Consider the following 20,121-nt stretch of genomic DNA (forward strand, 5'->3'; position numbering starts at 1 on the left):
GAGGACGAGACCGCCCATGAGGTGTCGCGCTACCAGTTGGCCACCATGACCGATTACGTCGCCAAATACCGCTGAGTCTCCCCGGCGAGCAGTCACGGCGGTACCGCAAACCCGGCGTGTCGCGTACCGCAGCGTCTGCTCGCCAGGAGAACTGGTGGTTAGCTTCGAGCATGCGTATCGACGGCCAGCAGCTTGCCGCGCTGGCCGCCGTGATCGAGTCGGGCAGTTTCGACGCGGCCGCGGCGCGGCTGCACGTCACGCCGTCGGCGGTGAGTCAACGCATCAAGGCCCTGGAGCAACGGGTGGGCCAGGTCCTCGTCGTCCGCGAAAAGCCGTGTGTGGCAACCCCGGCCGGGGTTCCGCTGCTGAGACTTGCGGCGCAGACCGCACTGCTGGAGTCTGAAGCGCTGGCTGAGATGGGTGGCGATGCGGCCCCCTGGACCCGGATTGCACTGGCCGTCAACGCCGATTCGATGGCGACCTGGTTCACCACGGTGCTGACACGGCTGCCCGGTGTGCTGTTCGACATCCGCATCGAGGACCAGGACCACTCGGCGCAGCTGTTGCGCGAGGGCGTCGTGATGGGCGCGGTGACCACCGAGCGCAGGCCCGTGCCGGGCTGCCGCGTCTACCCCCTGGGCGCCATGCGGTACGTGCCCGTGGCCACCGTCGAGTTCGCCGAGCGATATTTGCCGCACGGGTTCACCGCGGCAGCCGCCACGCAGGCGCCGTCACTTGCGTGGAATCGCGCTGACGCGTTGCAGGACAGCTTGGTACGCAAGGTGTTCCGGAAGGACATCGCCCGCCCGACGCAATTCGTGCCGACCGCAGAGGGTTTCGCCGCAGCCCTGCGGGCCGGACTGGGCTGGGGCATGTTCCCCGAGGAGCTCGTCGAGGAGTCCTGGATCCCGATCGCCCCGCAGCATCTCGACGTCCCGTTGTACTGGCAGTGCTGGAAATTGGACAGCGAGATGGTCTCGACTGTCACCGATGTCATCCGCTCGGCCGCGGCGGGCCTACGCGCGCGCCGGTAGTGGCGGCGCCGTTGGGTGATCCGCTGCCGCCCGGCCCCACCGTCCGGCCAAGGCGGCGCAGGTGATGAGCTGAATTTGGTGAAAGATCATCAGCGGCAAGACGATCAGCCCGACGGGATGACCGGCGAACAGTACGGTGGCCATCGGCAGGCCGGTCGCCAGGCTCTTCTTCGAGCCGCAGAAGATCACCACGATCCGATCGGCACGGCCGAAGTGCAGCAGCCGTGCCACGCCCGCGGTGATGCCCAACACCACGGCCAGCAGCACCACGCTGACGGCGATGACGGCCAGGATGCTGGAGACTTTCATCCCGGTCCAGATGTGCTCGGCCATACCGGCACTGAACGCCGCGTACACCACCAGATACACCGAGCCGCGGTCGACGACCTTGGTGAGTGTTGTGTGCGACAGCAGCCGGTGCAATTTCGACCGGAGCACCTGCCCGGCGACGAACGGCACCAGCAGCTGCAACACGATCTCCAGGATGGAGGTTGCCGAGACGGTCGCCCCGCCGGTGGTTTGCATGAGCAGCGTCACCAGCAGCGGAGTGATGAAGATTCCCAGCATGTTCGACGTCGACGCGCTGACGACGGCCGCCGCGACATTGCCGCGGGCGATGGAGGTGAAGGCGATCGAGGACTGCACCGTGGACGGCAGCAGGCACAGGTAGAGCATGCCGATGTAGAGCTCATCGGTCAGTACTGACGGGACCAGCACGCGCATCGCCAGGCCCAACAGCGGGAACAGCACATAGGTCGCGGCCAGGACGGTGGTGTGCAGGCGCCAGTGCTTCAGCCCCTCGAGTGCCTCCCGGGGTTCCAGGCGGGTGCCATATAAGAAGAACAGCACGGCGATGGCCACCTTCGTCGCCGACTCCAGGAGGTTCGCGGCGTCGCCACGCGCAGGTACCAGCAGACCGATGGCCATCGAAGCGACCAGACCGAGCAGGAACCCATCGATGCGGAGGTTGGCGAGCACCGGTTCACCGTACGGCGACCGGCACTCATAGCAGAAGTCGATGGAGTCGATATATCTAAACGGGTATCGTGATGAAGGTGTTCGACCCGGAGTTGCTGCGGACGTTCCTCGCAGTCGAGCGGGCGGGCGGTTTCACGGCAGCCGGACGCGTGCTCGGACTACGGCAATCGACGGTCAGCGGCCACATCGCGCGATTGGAACAGGCCGTCGGCCGGGAATTGATCCGTCGGGACACCCGCAACCTGGCATTGACCGCCGACGGCGCCGCCATGGTCGGTTTCGCCCGTCACATCCTGGACGCGCAGGCTCAGGCCGACCGGTATTTCTCGGAATCCCGGCTCACCGGCTTCATCCGGCTCGGCGCGTCCGATGACCTGGTGGCGCGCGAATTGCCCGACGTGCTGGTCGAATTCCAGCGGTCGTATCCGGGCGTGGATCTCGAGCTGGTGGTGGGTCTGAGTGAGAACCTCAAAATGCGCATGGCCGCAGGTGAACTGGACATGATGGTGGCCAAGCGGCTGCCCGGTGACCGGCACGGCCACCTGTTGTGGCGCGACCGGTTGGTGTGGGCGGGACGGCCCGGCCTGAGCGATATCGCCGATCCGGTTCCCGTGGTGACCTATCCGACGCCGAGCCTGACGCGTCGGGTCGCACTGCGGGCGCTGGAACGTGAGCACCGCGCGTGGCGGATCGCCTGCGTCAGCGACAGTCAACTGGGCCTGCAGGCTGCGGCACTGGCCGGGCTCGGTATCGTGCCGCATGCCGAAACCCTGTTGCCGGCAGGACTTTTCCCGGTCGACGACGGTCGATTGCCGGATCTCGGTGAACTCGAATTCGTGTTGCTGCGTAGACGTACCGAGCCGTCGGAGCCGGAGCGGGCGCTGTACGACGCGATCGTCGACGGCGCGAACCGCATGCACCGGTGAGGACGTCAGCCATTGCTGTAGACCCTTGTGGGCGCGATGAGTACGGCGGCGCGACCCTGTTCGGCCATCACCCGGTCGTAGGTGTCCCAATCGTCGTGCGTGCCGCCGGCGGCGGTGAAGATCTCGCGCAGCAACACGCGGAGCCGTTCCCGGTCCAGCCAGGGCTGAGGATCGTCGGGACCTGCCAGCTCGGCGCGTCCCTCGACGGTGGCCCATTGCCACCCATTGCGGAACGTAACCGAAATCTGCGGCCTGGCACGTAGATTCGCGAGTTTGACCCGTCCGTACGTGACGAACCCGAGGACCGGCACCGACGTCGCGGGGTGCGCCAACACGCCGGCATTGACCAGCGTGGACTGGATGGTCGCGTCGGCGCGCAGCGTGGACACCACGGCCAGGCCGTGGTCGTCGTGGGCCAGAGCGGCGGCCTCTTCCAATGTCGGCATGCCGGCTCCTCCTCGTCTCAGCCCGCCGGCACCACACCTCGCGGCAAGATGAGCGGCAGGTCGTTGTACGTGACGATACCCGGCGCTGCCGACACGACAGCCGGGATCGCGTTGAGCGGTGGTGTGGCGGTCATGATGTGGCCGAGCACCATGAACTCCTCTAGCGTGGTGGCCTCGAAGTCGGGTGGTGGCAGGAAGCCGACCTTCATGGTGACCGTCGGACGTCCGGCCACCTCGATTACCCAGCCGTCTTGATCGATCTGCCAATCCGGTTGCAGCGTTTGGCCTTTGCGCCACCGTACGTTGATCTCGACGCGTGTCGCATCCCCAACGATCCCTTTCCAGCTGGCATATACCCCCGCCACACACCCCGCCGGAATGGTCCATGAGCCGAGATCGAGATCCTCGGTGGTCTGGGCGTACTCGGCATCGCATCGGACTTCGTCGAGCTCGATGCCGAGGGCGTCGGCGACCATGCGCACGGCCTCACCGAATACGCCGGTGCCGTGTGCGGTCATGGCCTGTAGGTCGGGTTGGTCGATGGGCCGGCCGAAACCGACCGGTTTCTCTGTGGCGGGGGAGTCGTAGAACGTCGTGTCGGCCGCTTCGTTGACGGTGATCTTGTCCACCCGGTCGCAGATGCCCGCGGCCACCACCGACAGCTGGTTGACGTAGCCCGGGCTGATGCCGGATCCGAACATCGTCGCGCCTCCGCGCCGGCAGGCGTCGGCAATGCGCTCCCGTCCGTCGCCCTGGTTGTGCCCGGTGATGAACGACGCGGTGGCGACGACGTTGATGCCGGACTCGAGGATGCGCACCAGCTCGTCGACGTCGATCCACATCGGGTTGTAGACCACCACATCGGGTTTCAGCGCGAGTAGGGCATCGATGTCGTTGGTCGCGCTGACACCGAGCGGCTCGATCCCGCAGAGTTCGCCGACGTCGCGGCCCGCCTTGTCGGGCGACCACGCGTAGCAGCCGACGAGTTCGAGCATGGGGTTCCGGGCGATGGCGGCCACCGAGCTCTTGCCGACATTGCCCGTCGTCCACTGGACCACCCGATAGCTACCTGACACCTCGTCGGCCCCTTCCGTCGGCTTCAGCGGAAGTTTTCCACGGCCGTGAGAAAAAGGGAAGAGCTGGGTACGCGGCGGTCGGAGCCGCTACTGTTGCCGCCATGACCGCCCGCGCAGGCGCCCGTACCGGCGGCGCCGACGACACCCGGCGGCGCCGCGGGCGGCCGCGTCGAATCGATCACGAGCAGATCGTCGCTGCGGCACGCGGTATCGCTCCCGAGGACCTCACCATGCAAGCCGTCGCCGATGCGCTCGGCGTGGACCGCACGGCTCTGCACTACTACGTAGGCGACCGTGACGGGCTGCTGGAACTCGTCGTCGCCGACCTGTTCGAGACCGAGATCCGGGCGATTGAACTACCCGATGATGTCGATTGGCGAGAGACGTTGCGCGCCTATGCCAACGCGATCCGGCAGGGCGTCCTCAAACTCGGCGCAACCGGAATGAGCTTCCGGCTCAGCGGTATTGGTGGGGCAGCGAGTCTCGGGCTCGCCGAGCGTGTGCTGCGGTCGCTGACCGGCGCCGGCTTCGGCGTCGACGATGCGGGACGAATCCTCACGCTGGTGTCCGGCATCGCCCTTTCGGCAGCCCACGACGTACTCGGATCCGCGGACTCGCGGCGTCATCACCAGAACCCGGAGGTCGCCAGGGTGCTCAAAGAGCTACCGGCCGAGGACTTTCCGCTTCTCGGCGCCGTGAACGCCCGACGGGCGGCAGCCGCAGCCGACGATGGCGACTTCGAATTCAACCTCGGGGTGATCATCGCGGGCCTCGAACATGCCCTCGACGACTGACGCGGACTACTTGGCGCGCAGTGCCAACCGCTCGGCGTTGTCGATCAGAATGCTCTTGCCCTGCACGCGAATCCAGCCCCGCTGAGCGAAATCGGCGAGCGCCTTGTTGACCGTCTCGCGCGACGAGCCGACCAGCTGGGCGATTTCCTCCTGCGTCAGCTCGTGATTGACCCGCAGCGCGTTGCCTTCGCGGCTGCCGAAGCGCTGCGCAAGGTAGAGCAGCTGCTTGGCGACCCGCCCCGGGACGTCGGTGAAGATCAGGTCGGACAGGTTGTCGTTGGTGCGACGCAACCGGCGGGCCAGCACGCGCAGCAGCTGTTCGGCGATCTCGGGCTCTTCGGCGATCCACGACTGGAGTGCCGCGCGGCTCATCGACACGGCCGACACGTCCGTAAGGGTGGTGACGGTGGAGGTCCGCGGGCCCGGATCGAAGATGGCGAGCTCGCCGAACATGTCCGACGGACCCATCAGCGTGATCAAGCTTTCCCGGCCGTCGGTGGTCCGGCGCCCGATCTTCACCTTGCCGGAGATGATGATGTAGAGCGTGTCGCCCGGTTCGCCTTCGACGAACACCGAGCGCCCGCGCGGGAAGGTCACCGGTTCGAGCTGACGTGCGAGTGTCTCGATGGCCTTGGGCTGCAGGCCCTGGAAGATACCGGCACGGGCCAGGACCTCGTCCATGCCGCCCCCCTTCAAATAATCGCCTCAGGCGTCACCGTCAATTTCTTACCCTACCGAGGGCGGGGATTTCCCAACGTGACGGATACCACTTTAGCTGACCGGTTTCCCGGCCCTTGGGTCACTGGGGGGCGACGATCCCGGTGTCGTACGCGTGGATGATCGCCGCGGCCCGGTCACGCAGGTTCAGCTTGACGAAGATTCGGCCAATGTGGCTCTTGACAGTGAGGCCGGAAATGCTTAGTTCATCGGCGATCTCGGAGTTCGATCGGCCCCTGGCGATGAGCGTCAGGACATCGAGTTCGCGTGCCGTGAGGTCATTGATCGCGGTGGCGCGCGGTGCGGTGGCGACTTTGCGGTAGGTGCTGAGAACCCTGGACGTGACGGCCGGGTCGAGGTAGCTGTGCCCCTGGGCGACCGCCCGGACGGCCCGAATCAGTTCTTCGGCGGAGGAGTCCTTGAGGACAAACCCTGCGGCGCCGGCCCGCAGCACGCCCGACAGCAGCTCGTCGTCGTTGAAGGTGGTCAGGGCCAGTACGGGCGGTCCGGACTGCGCAGTGAGCAGGCGGGTGGCTTCGATGCCGTCGACGCGTTTCATCCGGAGATCCATCACGACGACATCGGGGCGCTGCCTGCCGACGGCGGCGGGCACCTCGTCACCGTCAGCGCATTCGGCGACGATGGTGAACCCGTCCTTGCGGCGCAGGATCCGGCGGAGCCCGGAGCGGACCAGGTCCTGATCATCGACGAGCAGGACCGCGATCTCAGGTGCCGGATCGGTCATGATGGCGCCAACGGACAGGACGACTCGGTGGTGCCGAGCGGAATGTTGGTACGGACCGCCCAACCGTCGGATGTCGGGCCGACGCTGATGATGCCGCCGAGCTGCCCGACGCGCTGTCGCATCCCGCGCACACCACGACCTTCTGAACATCCGGCCGCCACCGCGACCGGCAGTTGGTTCAACACGTCAAGTGTTACCGAGGTGCGTGAGATTGCCAGCGTCACAGAAGATTTCGCCTCAGGAGCGTGCTTGGCGATATTGGCCAGCGACTCCTGCGTGATGCGGTACAGGGCCAGGCCGACAGCGGGGGAGACCTGCGTCGTGCGTCCGCGGGCAATGAACTGCACGGTGAGGCCTGCGCGGACGAAGTCATCGATCAGCCCGGCGATGTCGTCGATGCCCGGCTCGGGCGTGGTGCCCATCGGTGCGCCGTCGAGGAGCCCGACCGTCCGGCGGATGTCGGCCATCGCCTGGCGGCCCAGATGTTCGGCCTGCTCGAGCGCGTCGACGGCGTCATCGATGTCGCGGTCCTGCTGCAACCCGCGGCGCGCACCTGTGATGTGCAGCAGCGTCACACTCAGCGAGTGGGCGATGACGTCATGCACTTCGCGGGCGATCCGGCGCCGCTCGTCGGCTGCGGCATGGGCGGCCAACGCCGCTTGGGCGTGCTGCTGCTGCTCCATCAACACGGTCTGCACGCGCATGAGATAGCCCACCAGCCAACCCATTCCGAGGATGCCGAGATAGAGCGGAAGATTGTCGAGCCGGTGCAGCGCCGCCGCGGTCAACAGCACGGCGGCGGCGGACAACGAGGAAAGACACCCGCCCGCAATCCCGGTCAATGACGTCACTTCGCCCACCATCAACACCACCAGCAGGGGGGCGAAATCGTTGGCGACCGGAGTGGACGTCGCAAAGAGCAGCAACGCGGTGGCGGCCGTCCAGCCCACCCACACCATCGGCGCCTTGAACTTGGCACCGGTCGCGTAGACCTGCATAAACGGGGCGACTGCCAGGACGAGTGCGAGCATGGACACCGCAAGGTCGGCCGTGGGCCGCTGCACGGCGGCGATCACTGCGGCGCCCACCACGGTGGCGTCGACCGCTATGACCGACGCCCAGTTGTGGCCGACCGGGATCGACTCGCCCTGCCTGCGCATCTGCTCGCGCACGGAGCGCGCCATCGCACTCAGCATGTTCCGATCGTAGAAGCCCCGGTCGCCGGTTCGCATCATGCCGCGGGGGTATGGATGTGTCCTACCACGGTCGTAGATCTACAGCCGCAACATCTCGCGGCCCATCGCGGCGTCCTCGATGAAGTCCAGTCGGTGCGGTCGGTGGTAGTCGTGCTGCGGCCTCGGTTTCACCGCGGGGGCGAGCAACCAGGCGCGCACGGCCGCCATGATCCGGCGCGATCTGTCGGTGATCGGGCGGGGTTGGGTGGCGGGTATGGCGATGGGGACGGCGCGCGGCAATGCACGTGCGACGAGCGCCATCTGGTGGGCTGGTGAACGTTGTGCTTGCGTCATGGTTTGACGCTAGGGAGCCGAGGGGGTCTTCCACATCGCGCTGCCGTCCGATCTTGATGTGCTACCGCAGTAGGAGATCGGCAACCGACCGCAGCACCAGGCTCAGGAGTGCTTGTCCTTCTTGCCGAATGGCAGCACGTGCATGATCGCGACGACGACGGCGCCGACCACCAAACCGATGACGGCCGATGCGGCGGTGTTGACCAGCCATGCCGCGACGCCACCCAGCCCCGCCGCATTCGCCAGTGCGTGACGCACGTATTCCTCGGCGTGGTGCACCAAGCCGTACGGGCCATGCCAGCCAAGGGTATTGGTCCCTGCGAGCAGGATGTGACCGCCGACCCACAGCATCGCGACCGTGCCGATGGCCGACAGGGCGCTGAGCAGCTTGGGCATCCCGGCGACAAGGCCGCGGCCGATCCACTTGGCGAACCGCGAATTGCGTTGTGTCAGCGCCAGTCCGATGTCGTCCATCTTCACGATGCCTGCCACCACGCCGTACACCGCGGCGGTGATCACCAGGGCGACGATGACCAAGATGATCAACCGGGGGAAGAACGGTTGGTGGGCAACCTCATTGAGGGCGATGACCATGATCTCGGCCGACAGGATGAAGTCGGTGCGGATCGCGCCGGTCACCATGTAGCGCTCGGCGTCCCCGCCGACCGCGCCGGCCGGCGCGTCGTGATGACCACCGGCCCCGTGCTTGGCGACGTAGCCCCAGACCTTTTCGGCCCCTTCGAAGCAGAGGTACGTCGCGCCCAGCATCAGGATCGGGGTCAGCAACCACGGCGCGAACTGGCTGAGCAGCAAGGCCACCGGCAGGATGAACACGATCTTGTTGCGCAGCGACCCGATCGCGATGCGCTTGATGACCGGAAGCTCACGATCGGCGGTGATGCCGTGGACGTACTGAGGCGTCACTGCGGTGTCGTCGATCACCACCCCGGCGGCCTTCGCGGTGGCTTTCCCCGTGGCAGCGCCGATGTCGTCAATCGAGGCCGCGGCGAGACGTGCCAACGCCGCGACGTCGTCGAGCAAACCGAACAGGCCGGCGCTCATGGTTCCTTCTCTTCGCGCAAGCGGCTCATCGGCAAATTCTCCATGACCCTGAACGTTACCTGTCAGTGCATGCCGATGAGCGACTCGATCCAGCCGCGAGCGAAGTACAGGATGAAGCCGGCTGCGACGATCCACAGCAGCGGGCTGATCTCCCGGGCCTTGCCTGCGGCCGACCGCAATACGGCCCACGCGACGAAGCCGACGCCGATGCCGTTGGCGATCGAGTAGCTGAACGCCATGGTTGCCACCGTGAGCACGACCGGCAGCGCGATCGAGAACTCGGAGATGTCGATGTGACGCAGGTGCGACACCATCATCGCGCCGACGATCACCAGCGCGGCGGCGGCGACCTCCGTGGGCACGATCGAGGCCAGCGGCGAGACGAACATGGCCGCGAGGAACAGGGCGCCGGTAACGAGGTTCGCCAGCCCGGTGCGGGCTCCCTCCTCGATACCCGCGCCCGATTCGATGAACACGGTGTTCGACGAGGCGGACGTTGCACCGCCGACGACGGCGCCTGCGCCCTCGACGATCAGCGCGGACCGCAACCGCGGAAAGGTGCCCTGGGCATCGGCCAGCCCGGCCTCTCGGGACAGCCCGGTCATGGTGCCCATGGCGTCGAAGAAGTTGGCGAACACCAGCGTGAACACCAGCATGATGGCGGCCAGCGCGCCGATCCGGCTGAAGCTGCCGAGGCTGAAGGCGCCGACCAGCGACATGTCGGGCAGCGCGAACGGAGAGCCGGACAGCGACGGCACCGACAGTCCCCACCCGCCGGGATGCTCGGTCGCCGACCCGAGGTGCCAGATCGCCTCGACGATGATCGCGATCACGGTGCCCGCAGCCAGCCCGATCAGGATGCCGCCGCGTACCCGCCGGGCCACCAGAACACCGGTGATCAGCAGGGTGACCACAAACACCACGGTGGGCACGGTGTTGATCGAGCCGGTGCCGCCGCTACCCAGACCCACCGGGGGTGACGGGTGCCCGGTGGAACCCACGAATCCGGCGTCGACGAGGCCGATGAACAGGATGAACAACCCGATGCCCGCGGTGATGGCGAGCTTCAGCTGGATCGGCACGGCGTCGAACACCAGCCGCCGCAATCCGCTGGCCGCCAACAGCACGATCACCAGGCCGTTGATGACGACCAGCCCCATCGCCTCCGGCCAGGTCACCGACCCGACGACGGTGGTAGCGAGAAACGAGTTGATACCGAGACCTGCCGCGAACGCGAAGGGCATCCGCGCGATGACACCGAAGAGGATCGTCATCACGCCGGCGGCCAGTGACGTCGTCGCCGACACTTGCGCGAACGCCAGCTTGTTGCCTGCCACGTCTGGAGCGCTCGACAGGATGACGGGGTTCAGCACGATGATGTAGGCCATCGCGATGAACGTGACGACGCCACCGCGTATCTCGGCGGAGACACTGGAGCCACGCGCCGAGATTTCGAAGAAGCGATCGAGGCGGTTCATAGCTGATGACCCTAAAGTCCGCGGCGGCCGCTCGCTCAGCATCACTCCGACTACCCTGCCCGTGCCGCGCCACGAACGCCTTGACCTCAAGTCGACTTCAGGTGCCATGCTGCGGTTATGACAGTCGGACGGCCGCCCGTAACACTCGCGGCCGCGTCGGAAAACCAGCATGAACCCGGGGGTAAACCCCCTGGGAGCGGGCTCCGGCGCGGGATAGCTTCGGGTTACGAAGTGGCCAGGACCGGATCGACGACAAACGGCAGGAGCGGGGCCATGCCAGTCACCAAGCCAGTCCCTATGAGTGCGCGATTCGAGCGCGATGCGTTACCCCTGTTGGACCAGCTCTACGGGGTCGCGCGCAAGTACGCGCGCAGCGCCGCGGATGCCGAGGACCTGGTGCAGGAGACAATGCTCAAGGCCTACGCCAGTTTTCACACGTTCGAAGACGGCACCAACATCAGGGCGTGGCTGTTCCGGATCCTCACCAACACCTGGATCAACTCGTATCGCGCTGCCCAGCGCAGGCCGGACGAGGTGCTGGCCGACACCGTCACTGACGCGCAGTTGGCTGCGGTGGCAGCACGTTCGACGGTCGAGTTGGCCTCGGCGGAACTCGCCGCGCTCGAGGCTCTCGGCGACGACGAAGTCTGCCACGCCGTGCAGTCGCTGCCCGAGTTTCAGCGGATAATCCTCTACTACGCCGACGTTGTGGGCTTCCGGTACAAGGAGATCGCCGAGATCCTGCAGATTCCGGTGGGCACCGTGATGTCCAGGCTGCACCGTGGCAGGCGTGAGTTGCGCGGCCTGCTCGCCGAGATCGCCGTTGCCCGTGGCTATGTCGGCCGCGATGGGTCCTCAGGGGCGGCAGCCTAACTGCCTCGCCGTCCGGTCGCGGCGAAGATTGCCCCGGTGAATCGGGAAGCCTGACGCGCCTGGCCGTGTTGTCAGCTGATTGAGGCACGGCGTGGTGGAGCGGAGAGGCCCGCTTGGGTGTAAGGTTCCTTCCCGCTGTACATAGTTATTCGAACTAATTCGCTGAGCGTTCGCACAGTTCGGATGATGTCGGGAGGTATGGGTGGTGGCGAGTCGCATCGGGCGAGCGTTCAAAGTGCTGTGGATACCACTGGTCTTGATCGTCGTGTTGGCGATCTCGGGTCTGGCGGTGTCCCGATTGCACCGGATGTTCGGCTCCGAAGATCTCAATGCGAATGCAGGTGCCGGCATCGAGATCGTGCAGTTCAATCCGAAAGTGCTGGTGTACGACGTGTATGGCCCGCCGGGGGCCACCGCGCAGATCAGCTATTTCGACCCGGACGCCAACATCCATGAGGTGAACACGACGCTGCCGTGGTCGGTCACGCTGTCGACGACGCTTCCGACGGTCAGCGCCAACCTCATGGCCCGCAGTGACAGCGATCAAATCGGCTGTCGCGTCACGGTGAACGGGACCGTTCGCGAAGAGCAAGCCGCCGATGGCGTCAATGCCCAGACCTACTGCTTGGTGAAATCCGCATGACACATACCGTGCCCGATCAGCCCGCCGAGCCCGACCAACCGGCGCCCGTCAAGAACGGCCGCGGCCACCGGCCCTATTTCGCGCACGCCATGCGCATCCTGGCCCTGCCCATCATTCTGTTCTGGATCGCGTTCGCGGTCGTGGTCAATGTAATCGCACCGCAGCTGGAGGTCGTCGGCGAGGAGCACTCGGCGCCGATGGCGCCGGCCGATGCGCCGTCGATGATCGCGATGAAGCGCATGGGCGCGAACTTCCAGGAGTTCAACTCCAACAGCACGGTGATGGTGGTCGTGGAGGGCGACAAGCCGCTCGGGCCTGACGCACACCGGTACTACGACGAGATCATCCGTAAGCTGCGCGAGGATCCCGAACACATCCAGCACATCCAGGACTTCTGGGGCGACACACTGACGGCCGCGGGCGCGCAGAGTGCCGACGGCAAAGCCTCTTACGTGATGCTGAACCTCGCCGGTGAGCAGGGCCAGACTCTGGCCAACGAGGGCGTCAACAAGGTTCGCGAGGTCATCAAGAACACCCAGGCCCCGCCGGGCGTGCAGGCCTACGTGGCAGGGCCGGCGGCCCTGACCGACGATCTGCACGTCATCGGCAATGCCAGCCTCGCCCAGATCACCCTGTTCACGCTGGTGGCCATCGCGGTGATGCTGCTCATCGTCTACCGGTCGATCCGCACCACGTTGGTGCAGTTGCTGTTGACCGCGATCGGCTTGCTGAGTTCGCGCGGCGTGGTGTCGGTCCTTGCCACGCACGATGTGTTCGGCCTGACGACGTTCGCCGGAAACATCCTCACGATGCTCGCGATCGCGGCGGCGACCGACTATGGCATCTTCCTGTTCGGCCGCTACCGCGAGGCGCGCGGCTCGGGCGAGGAGCGCGAAGACGCGTACTACACCACGTTCAAGTCCGTCGCGCCGGTCATCATCGGCTCCGGCCTGACGATCGCCGGTGCGACGTACTGCCTGAGCTTCGCCCGGCTGCCCTACTTCTCCACCATGGGTGAGCCCGTCGCGATCGGCATGGTCGTGGTGGTCGCATCGGCGGTGACCATGGGGCCTGCGGTGCTGTTCCTGGGCACCCTGGTCGGGCTGTACGAAGCCAAGAAGCCCGACAAGGGCCGGTTCTGGCGCAAGGTCGGCACTGCGGTAGTCCGTTGGCCGGCACCGATTCTGGTGGCCAGCGCGTTTGTGGTGATGATCGGTCTGGTCGCCGTACCCGGCTACAAACCTGCCTACAACGACCGCTGGTACCTGCCCACCGATGCTCCCGTGAACGTCGGATTCGCCGCAGCGGACCGGCATTTCACGCAGGCCCGCATGAATCCCGACATCCTGATGGTCGAGGCCAACCACGATATGCGCAACCCGGCCGACATGCTGGTGCTCGACCGGGTGGCCAAGAACGTGCTGCGCACGCAGGGCATCGCGATGGTCCAGAGCATCACCCGGCCGCTGGGAATTCCGATCCAGCACAGCTCGATTCCATTCCAGACCAGTATTCAGGGGCAGACGAGCAACCTGAACCTGCCGTTCCAGCGGGCACAGTTGGACGACCAGCTCAAGATGATCGATGCAACCAATGTCTCGATCTCCATCCTTGAGAAGCAGTACCAGCTGTCCCTCGAGCAGACCAAGCTCACGCAGGACTCGGCGGCCAAATCGCAAGAACTGCTCGCCGTCACCGAGAAGATGCGCGACAACATCGCCAATTTCGACGATCAGTTCCGCCCGCTGCGCAACTACTTCTACTGGGAACCGCACTGCTTCGACATCCCGATGTGCGCCGCGACGAGGTCGATATTCGATTCTCTCGACTCGATCGACGAACTGACGGACAAGACGGCCTCGGTGCAGGTCAACACCGACCAATTGGCGGACCTGGCACCGAAATTGACCGCACTGCTGCCCCAGACGATCGCCTCGATGAAGACCAGCAGGGATCTGTCGCTGGCGTCGTACAACTCGCAGAAAGCCTTGCTCGATCAAATGGAGGCGATGAACAACACCGCCCTGGCGATGGGGCAGAGCTTCGACGACGCCAAGAACGACGATCTGTTCTACCTGCCGCCCGAGGCGTTCACCAACCCCGACTTCGAGCGCGGTCTGAAGATGTTCCTGTCGCCGGACGGCAAGTCCGCCCGGATGTTCATCACCCACCAGACCGACCCGGCGACCACGGAAGGCATCGCGCGCGTCGACGCGGAGCGGACCGCCGCGCAGGAGGGCCTGAAGATGTCCTCGCTGTCCGACGCCAAGATCTACCTGGGCGGGGTGGCGGCGACGTACAAGGACATGAGCGACGGCGCGCGGTACGACCTGATGATCGCGGTGGTGTCGGCGCTGACGCTGATTTTCATGATCATGCTGATCCTGACGCGAAGCGTGGTGGCCGCACTGACCATCGTCGGCACCGCGGCCAGCTCGATCGCGGCGTCGTTCGGTATCTCAGTGTTGTTGTGGCAGGACCTTTTCGGTATCCAGGTGCAGTGGTTGGTCATGCTGATGTCGGTGATCATCCTGCTGGCCGTCGGATCGGACTACAACCTGCTGTTGGTGTCGCGGTTCAGAGATGAGATCCACGCGGGCCTCAAGACCGGCATCATCCGGTCCATGGGCGGGACCGGTGGTGTGGTGACGTCGGCGGGTCTGGTGTTCGCCGCGACCATGGCCGCGATGATGGGCAGCCAGCTGATCGTGCTGGCCCAGATGGGGTCGACCATCGCGATCGGCCTGCTGATGGACACCCTCGTGGTGCGGTCCCTGCTGATGCCGTCGATCGCGACGCTGCTGGGCCGGTGGTTCTGGTGGCCACAGGTCGTCTATCCCCGTGGGGACTACCACTTCCGCAAGTACCGGCCGCGTCGCCAGGAACCCGGTAAGGACGACGACACGGTGTCGCTGCCCGCCCAGGTGTAGTCCCGGCGAGGATGACCGCGGCGCACTGCAGGCGTTCTGGCTGACGAGACGTCGCGCGACCTCGTGACGACAGCCACAGGGAGCGGCAGATGGACTGCGTCGAGCAGCAGGTTGCCACGTCGGTGCTGGTGATCGGTGCCGGCGGCGCCGCGCTGCGCGCAGCCATCGAACTGGCCGAGCGCGGCATCGACGCGCTCGTCGTGGGCAAGAGACCGATGGCCGACGCGCATACCACGCTGGCGCGCGGCGGGGTCGCCGCGGCGCTGGCCACCATGGATCCTGACGACAGCTGGCAGCGACACGCGGCCGACACCCTCACCGAGAGCTGCCTGCTGGCAGACCCGGTCACAGTAGGCATCGTCACCGAAGGGGCGACCGAGGCGATCCGGGACCTCGAGCGTTACGGCATGGCGTTCGCGCGGGAACGCGACGGCCGGATCTCCCAGCGCTTCTTCGGGGCACACCGTCACCGCCGGACGGCGTTCGCGGGCGACCACACCGGCCTGGAGTTACACCGCACCCTGGTGCGCCGGTCGCTGGAACTTGCTGTCCCGGTGATGGATTCGGTCTACATAACCAATCTGCTGGTGCGGGATGGGGTGATCTTCGGGGCCTACGGATTCGATGTGTGCGACGGTACCCGCTACACCATCCATTCGGATTCGGTCATTCTTGCAACCGGCGGGCACGCCCGGATCTGGTGCCGTACATCGTCGCGGCACGGTGAGAACACCGGCGACTCTTTGCGTTTGGCGCATGAAGCGGGTGCCCGTATCCGAGATGCCGAACTGGTCCAGTTCCATCCGACGGGGTTGATCGAACCCGAGGAACGTTCGGGAACGGTGGTTCCGGACATCGCGAGAGCCGAGGGCGGGATCCTGCGCAACGCCCTGGGCGAGCGGTTCATGCGGCGGTACGACGCCGAGCGCATGGAACTTTCGCCGTCCAATCGCGTGGCCGTGGCGGCCGACACCGAGATCAGGGCCGGCCGTGGGACGCCGCGCGGCGGCGTGTGGCTGGACCTGACCCATCTGCCGCGAACCCACATCCTTGACCGGCTACCGCGGCTCTACCAGAGTCTGCTGGACGCGCAGTTGCTCGACATCACCACCGATCCGATCGAAGTCGCTCCGGCCGCCCATTATTCGATGGGCGGGGCCTGGGTGCGTGCCGACGACCACAGCACCGACGTGGCCGGGCTGTACGTGATCGGCGAGGCGTCCTCCGGCATGCACGGTGCAGACATGCTGGGTGGAAATCCGCTCATCGAACTGCTGGTGTACGGCAAGATCGCCGCCCGCGCGGCCGCACGCTACTCCATTGCCCTTGGCGCACAGCAACGTTCCCGGTCCGCGGTGTCCAACGCACGCGACGCCATCGCCCGGATGTTGTCGTCGCCAGGCTCGGAGAACGCGCATTACCTTCATCGTGCTCTGCGCACCACCATGTCACAGCACGCCGGCGTGGTGCGCGACGAGGCGGGACTGCGCGCCGGGCTCGAGGAGATCGACGACATCGAAAGCCTCACGCCGCGGCTTGCCGTCCATCCCGATATCGCGGGATTCTCCGAATTGGCAGGAGCTTTCGATCTGCGCTCGGCGTTGCTGGCCGCACGGGCGACTTTGGAGACCGCGTTGCAACGGCGCGAGACCCGCGGCTGCCACAACCGTTCGGATTACCCACACACCGACGAATCGTTGCGCGCCAACCTCGTCTGGTCCGGACCGGGCAGGGTCGCGGCCGAAGCTGTGCCGGACATTCCCGAGGACATCTCCGCTCTGATGCGCCCGGTGGGCGCGCTCGGCAAACTGCTCGAATAGCCGGTTCAGGTCGAATGATCTGTCGAGCAAGGCTTCCCGGGGCGGCTTACGGTCCGGGTCTCCATCGGCGGGAGGATCTCACTAGTATTTCGTGATCGGACCCCAACCGCCGCTGGCCAGGCAGCTGGGCGCCACGAGAAACGGACGATGGTGCGGATGACGAGTGTGGGCGGAGGACAACCGCTGCGGGGGCGCGCCGCGGAATGCGAAACGCTTCGCGGTGTGGTCGCCGACGCCCGCTCCGGCATCAGTCGGACACTGGTGCTGCGCGGTGAGGCCGGGGTCGGCAAGACGGCATTGCTGGAGTACGCCATACATCAGGCGTCGAGTTTCCAGGTCACCCAGGTGTCCGGCGTGGAATCGGAGATGGAGCTGGCCTTCGCCGGCTTGCAGCAGTTGTGCGCACCGCTGCTCGGCCACATCGACGAGCTGGCCGAACCACAGCGCAACGCCCTGTCGGTGGCTTTCGGCCTCGGCGTCGGGCCGACCCCCGACCGCTTCCTGGTCGGGTTGGCCGTGCTGAGCCTCATGGCCGCAGCATCCGACGACCGGCCGCTGTTGTGTGTCGTCGACGATGCGCAGTGGCTCGATCAGGTATCGGTGCAGACGTTGGGGTTCGTGGCGCGCCGAATGTTGGCCGAACCGGCAGCCATGATCTTCGGAGTGCGCGACGGCGTCGGAGACTTCCTGACCGGCCTGCCGGAGTTGCGGGTCACCGGCTTGCCCGACAGTGACGCGCGGGTGCTGTTGGAGTCGGTCATGTTCGGTGGGATCGATCCTCGGGTGCGCGACCGTATCGTCGCCGAAACCAGGGGAAACCCGTTGGCGCTCTTGGAGGTACCGCGCACCATATCGGCGGCGGAGATGGCAGGCGGCTTCCGGCCCGCCGCCGTGCGGCTGCCGGCCGACCGGGTCGAGAACGGCTTCGTCGAGCGGATCAAGGCCTTGCCGCCGGACACCCGGCGGTTGGTATTGGCTGCGGCCGCCGAGCCGGTCGGTGACGCCGCGTTGTTTCTTCGTGCTGCAGAACACCTGGGTATCTCGGCCGATGCGCTGATCCCCGCCGAGGAGGCCGGGATCGTCGAATTCGGGCCGCGCATCCGCTTTCACCATCCGCTCGTACGTTCAGCCGCCTACCGCGCTGCGGACATCGGCGAGCGCCGCGACGTCCACCGCGCCTTGGCGCAGGCCACCGACTCGGCCGTCGACCCCGACCGCCGGGCCTGGCACGCCGCGAATGCCACCGCGGGGCCCGACGATGCCGTCGCAAAGGAACTGGAAGCCTCGGCCTGGCGGGCTCAGACCCGCGGTGGTATCGCCGCGGCCGCGACCTTCCTGGAACGTGCGGCCATTCTCACCGCCGACGCTGAGTTGCGCGGCTCGCGTGCCATCGCGGCCGCCCAGGCCAAGCGTGATGTCGCGGAGCTCGAAACCGCTTATGAACTACTCGGTTTGGCTGAGCTGAGCCCACTGACCGCGCTGCAGCAAGCCGAGGTCGGGCGATTGCGGGCACAGATGGAGTTCACGCGCAGCCGCAGCGGTGCCGGTGACGCGCCGCAACTCGACCAGGCCGCGGCAGCGCTGCTCGACGCCGCCAACCGCCTGGAGAGCCTGCACAGTGAACTCGCCAGGGAGGCCTACGTCGAAGCCTTCGCTGCGGCGATGTATGCCTCACGCAATCGGCCCGAGGCGCTGACCCAGGTAGCGACGGCAGCACGCGTCGCCGTCGACCGGGTTGCGGATCTGCGGCATCCCATCGACCTACTGCTCAGTGGCATGGCCCATCGCGTCACGGGCGGGCTTGCCGACGGTGCCCGCCAGCTGCGTTCCGCGCTCGAAACATGGTGCAGTCCAACCGGGCCCGGCGACGTGCAGGCGCTGCGCTGGATGGCGCTGGCGTACCCCATCGTCCACGAATCCGCGGCGGGCGAGTTGTGGGACGACGATCTGCTCGACCGGATGTCCGGCGCGATGGTTCAGCGTGCGCGTGCTGCCGGCGCGTTGGCCCTGTTGCCCCCGGCCATCGCATTCCGGGCCGGCGTGCACGTCATGGAAGGTGAATTCACCGCGGCCACAGCACTCATGGAAGAGGCCGACGCGATCTCGCTGGCGATCGGGCACCAGCCGATGAGATACCACAAGGTGGAGCTGGCCGCCTGGCAGGGCGACCTGGCGGTGGCGAGCAGCTTGATCGAAGCGGGCACCGCCGAGGCGGCAGCCAAGGGCGAGGGCCGCCTGGCCGGCGTGATCGGCTACACGGCGGCGGTCCTCTACAACGGGCTGGGCCGGTACGAGGAAGCGCTCGCCGCCGCCACCGAGGCGTGCGGGTTCGATGACCTGGGCTTCTACGGCTGGTGCCTGCTCGAGCTCGCCGAAGCCGCTGCGCACACGGGCGATCGCGCCGCCCTCGCGATGGCGGTGCGACGTCTGGAGGACGGCGCAGGCGTCAGCGGAACAGATTGGGGGCTGGGTGTTTTGGCGAGTGCCCGCGCCATGCTCGCAGAAGATGCCGAGGCCGATGCGCTGTACACCGAGGCGCTCGAGCGGCTCGCGCGCACCCGGGTCCGGTTACAGCTGGCCCGTGTTCACCTGCGCTACGGGGAATGGCTGCGGCGCAAGAAGCGTCGCGGCAGTGCCCGCGAACATCTCGGCACCGCTCATGAGATGTTCACCGAGTTTGGGGCGCGTGCGTTCGCCGAACGTGCTCGCCGCGAACTCATCGGCACCGGGGAGAAGGTGCGCAAGCAGGCCATCAGTTCCGGCGATGAGATGACGTCGCAGGAAGCGCAGATCGCGCGGCTGGCCCGCGACGGCCTGACCAATCAGGAGATCGGTGCGCAGCTGTTCATCAGCACTCACACCGTGGAGTGGCACCTGCGCAAGGTCTTCGTCAAGCTCGGTATCAGTTCGCGCAGGCAGCTGCGCACGGTGTCCTGGCCGCACTGAGTTCTCGCCATTGCAATTGACCGCGACATTGTCACGGTACGTCCGCTCGGCCCGACGGCGCTGCCACTGTTAGATAGCGCTCGTTTTCCGCGAAACGGTGGCAACAATCGGTCGCTGGACGAGG

At 66.4% G+C, this 20,121-nt stretch carries 17 protein-coding genes; 8 read left to right on the forward strand and 9 right to left on the reverse strand.

The genetic code is table 11. The features are described 5' to 3' along the window. Window positions 1-170: 170 nt before the first annotated feature. A complete protein-coding gene (locus A5784_RS35755) occupies window positions 171-1,034 on the forward strand; it encodes a LysR family transcriptional regulator ArgP (protein ID WP_064949594.1) in 864 nt (287 codons plus the stop codon). On the opposite strand, the gene A5784_RS35760 is transcribed toward A5784_RS35755, so the two are convergent. Beyond that, a complete protein-coding gene (locus A5784_RS35760; RefSeq protein WP_064949666.1) occupies window positions 1,017-1,961 on the reverse strand; it encodes a bile acid:sodium symporter family protein in 945 nt (314 codons plus the stop codon). The genes A5784_RS35755 and A5784_RS35760 overlap by 18 nt on opposite strands. 122 nt (window positions 1,962-2,083) lie before the next feature. On the opposite strand from A5784_RS35760, the gene A5784_RS35765 reads away from it, so the two are divergent. Continuing rightward, window positions 2,084-2,938, forward strand: a complete 855-nt coding sequence (locus A5784_RS35765; protein ID WP_064949595.1) for a LysR substrate-binding domain-containing protein — start codon at window positions 2,084-2,086, stop codon at window positions 2,936-2,938. Between the two features lie 5 nt (window positions 2,939-2,943). On the opposite strand, the gene A5784_RS35770 is transcribed toward A5784_RS35765, so the two are convergent. Both A5784_RS35770 and A5784_RS35775 read right to left on the reverse strand, forming a co-directional pair. After that, entirely contained in the window at window positions 2,944-3,384 is a 441-nt protein-coding gene (locus A5784_RS35770; RefSeq protein ID WP_064949596.1) for a TIGR03618 family F420-dependent PPOX class oxidoreductase, read from the reverse strand. 17 nt (window positions 3,385-3,401) lie between these two features. Next, window positions 3,402-4,460: an NAD(P)H-dependent amine dehydrogenase family protein gene (locus A5784_RS35775; RefSeq protein WP_156750957.1), complete on the reverse strand. Its 1,059-nt coding sequence runs from the start codon at window positions 4,458-4,460 to the stop codon at window positions 3,402-3,404. Window positions 4,461-4,561: 101 nt separating this feature from the next. Between A5784_RS35775 and A5784_RS35780 the strand changes: the two genes are divergently transcribed. Beyond that, window positions 4,562-5,254 (forward strand): TetR/AcrR family transcriptional regulator, encoded by a 693-nt coding sequence (locus A5784_RS35780; protein ID WP_064949598.1) that lies wholly within the window; start codon window positions 4,562-4,564, stop codon window positions 5,252-5,254. 6 nt (window positions 5,255-5,260) lie between these two features. Here the strand turns inward: A5784_RS35780 and crp are convergent, their stop codons facing one another. From crp to A5784_RS35810, 6 genes are all read right to left on the reverse strand, one after another. Continuing rightward, window positions 5,261-5,935, reverse strand: coding sequence for a cAMP-activated global transcriptional regulator CRP (crp, locus tag A5784_RS35785; RefSeq protein WP_064949599.1), 675 nt, complete (start codon window positions 5,933-5,935; stop codon window positions 5,261-5,263). A 118-nt stretch (window positions 5,936-6,053) separates the two neighbouring features. Then, entirely contained in the window at window positions 6,054-6,716 is a 663-nt protein-coding gene (locus tag A5784_RS35790) for a response regulator transcription factor (RefSeq protein WP_064949600.1), read from the reverse strand. Then, entirely contained in the window at window positions 6,713-7,912 is a 1,200-nt protein-coding gene (locus A5784_RS35795; protein WP_064949667.1) for a sensor histidine kinase, read from the reverse strand. The genes A5784_RS35790 and A5784_RS35795 overlap by 4 nt, the downstream gene beginning before the upstream one ends. A 78-nt stretch (window positions 7,913-7,990) precedes the next feature. Further along, a complete protein-coding gene (locus A5784_RS35800) occupies window positions 7,991-8,245 on the reverse strand; it encodes a hypothetical protein (RefSeq protein WP_156750958.1) in 255 nt (84 codons plus the stop codon). Window positions 8,246-8,347: 102 nt separating this feature from the next. Then, the gene (locus A5784_RS35805; RefSeq protein WP_064949602.1) at window positions 8,348-9,307 is read right to left on the reverse strand and encodes a DUF808 domain-containing protein; all 960 of its coding nucleotides are present in this window, start codon (window positions 9,305-9,307) and stop codon (window positions 8,348-8,350) included. Between the two features lie 62 nt (window positions 9,308-9,369). Then, complete coding sequence (locus A5784_RS35810) at window positions 9,370-10,785, reverse strand: NCS2 family permease (protein WP_064949603.1); 1,416 nt, start codon at window positions 10,783-10,785, stop codon at window positions 9,370-9,372. 273 nt (window positions 10,786-11,058) lie between these two features. On the opposite strand from A5784_RS35810, the gene A5784_RS35815 reads away from it, so the two are divergent. The 5 genes from A5784_RS35815 to A5784_RS35835 all read left to right on the forward strand — a co-directional run bounded on the left by A5784_RS35815 (window position 11,059) and on the right by A5784_RS35835 (window position 19,997). Then, window positions 11,059-11,658: a sigma-70 family RNA polymerase sigma factor gene (locus tag A5784_RS35815; protein ID WP_082945285.1), complete on the forward strand. Its 600-nt coding sequence runs from the start codon at window positions 11,059-11,061 to the stop codon at window positions 11,656-11,658. Between the two features lie 205 nt (window positions 11,659-11,863). Then, window positions 11,864-12,301, forward strand: a complete 438-nt coding sequence (locus A5784_RS35820) for an MmpS family transport accessory protein (RefSeq protein WP_082945289.1) — start codon at window positions 11,864-11,866, stop codon at window positions 12,299-12,301. Next, on the forward strand, window positions 12,298-15,231 hold the full coding sequence (locus A5784_RS35825) for an MMPL family transporter (RefSeq protein WP_082945286.1): 2,934 nt from the start codon (window positions 12,298-12,300) through the stop codon (window positions 15,229-15,231). Before A5784_RS35820 ends, A5784_RS35825 begins: the two co-directional genes overlap by 4 nt. Before the next feature lie 89 nt (window positions 15,232-15,320). After that, window positions 15,321-17,051 (forward strand): L-aspartate oxidase, encoded by a 1,731-nt coding sequence (locus A5784_RS35830; RefSeq protein WP_064949605.1) that lies wholly within the window; start codon window positions 15,321-15,323, stop codon window positions 17,049-17,051. Between the two features lie 156 nt (window positions 17,052-17,207). Beyond that, complete coding sequence (locus A5784_RS35835) at window positions 17,208-19,997, forward strand: helix-turn-helix transcriptional regulator (RefSeq protein ID WP_064949670.1); 2,790 nt, start codon at window positions 17,208-17,210, stop codon at window positions 19,995-19,997. The last annotated feature ends 124 nt before the right edge of the window (window positions 19,998-20,121 follow it).

This window comes from Mycobacterium sp. 852013-50091_SCH5140682 (genome assembly GCF_001665685.1).
Taxonomy (GTDB): Bacteria; Actinomycetota; Actinomycetes; order Mycobacteriales; family Mycobacteriaceae; genus Mycobacterium.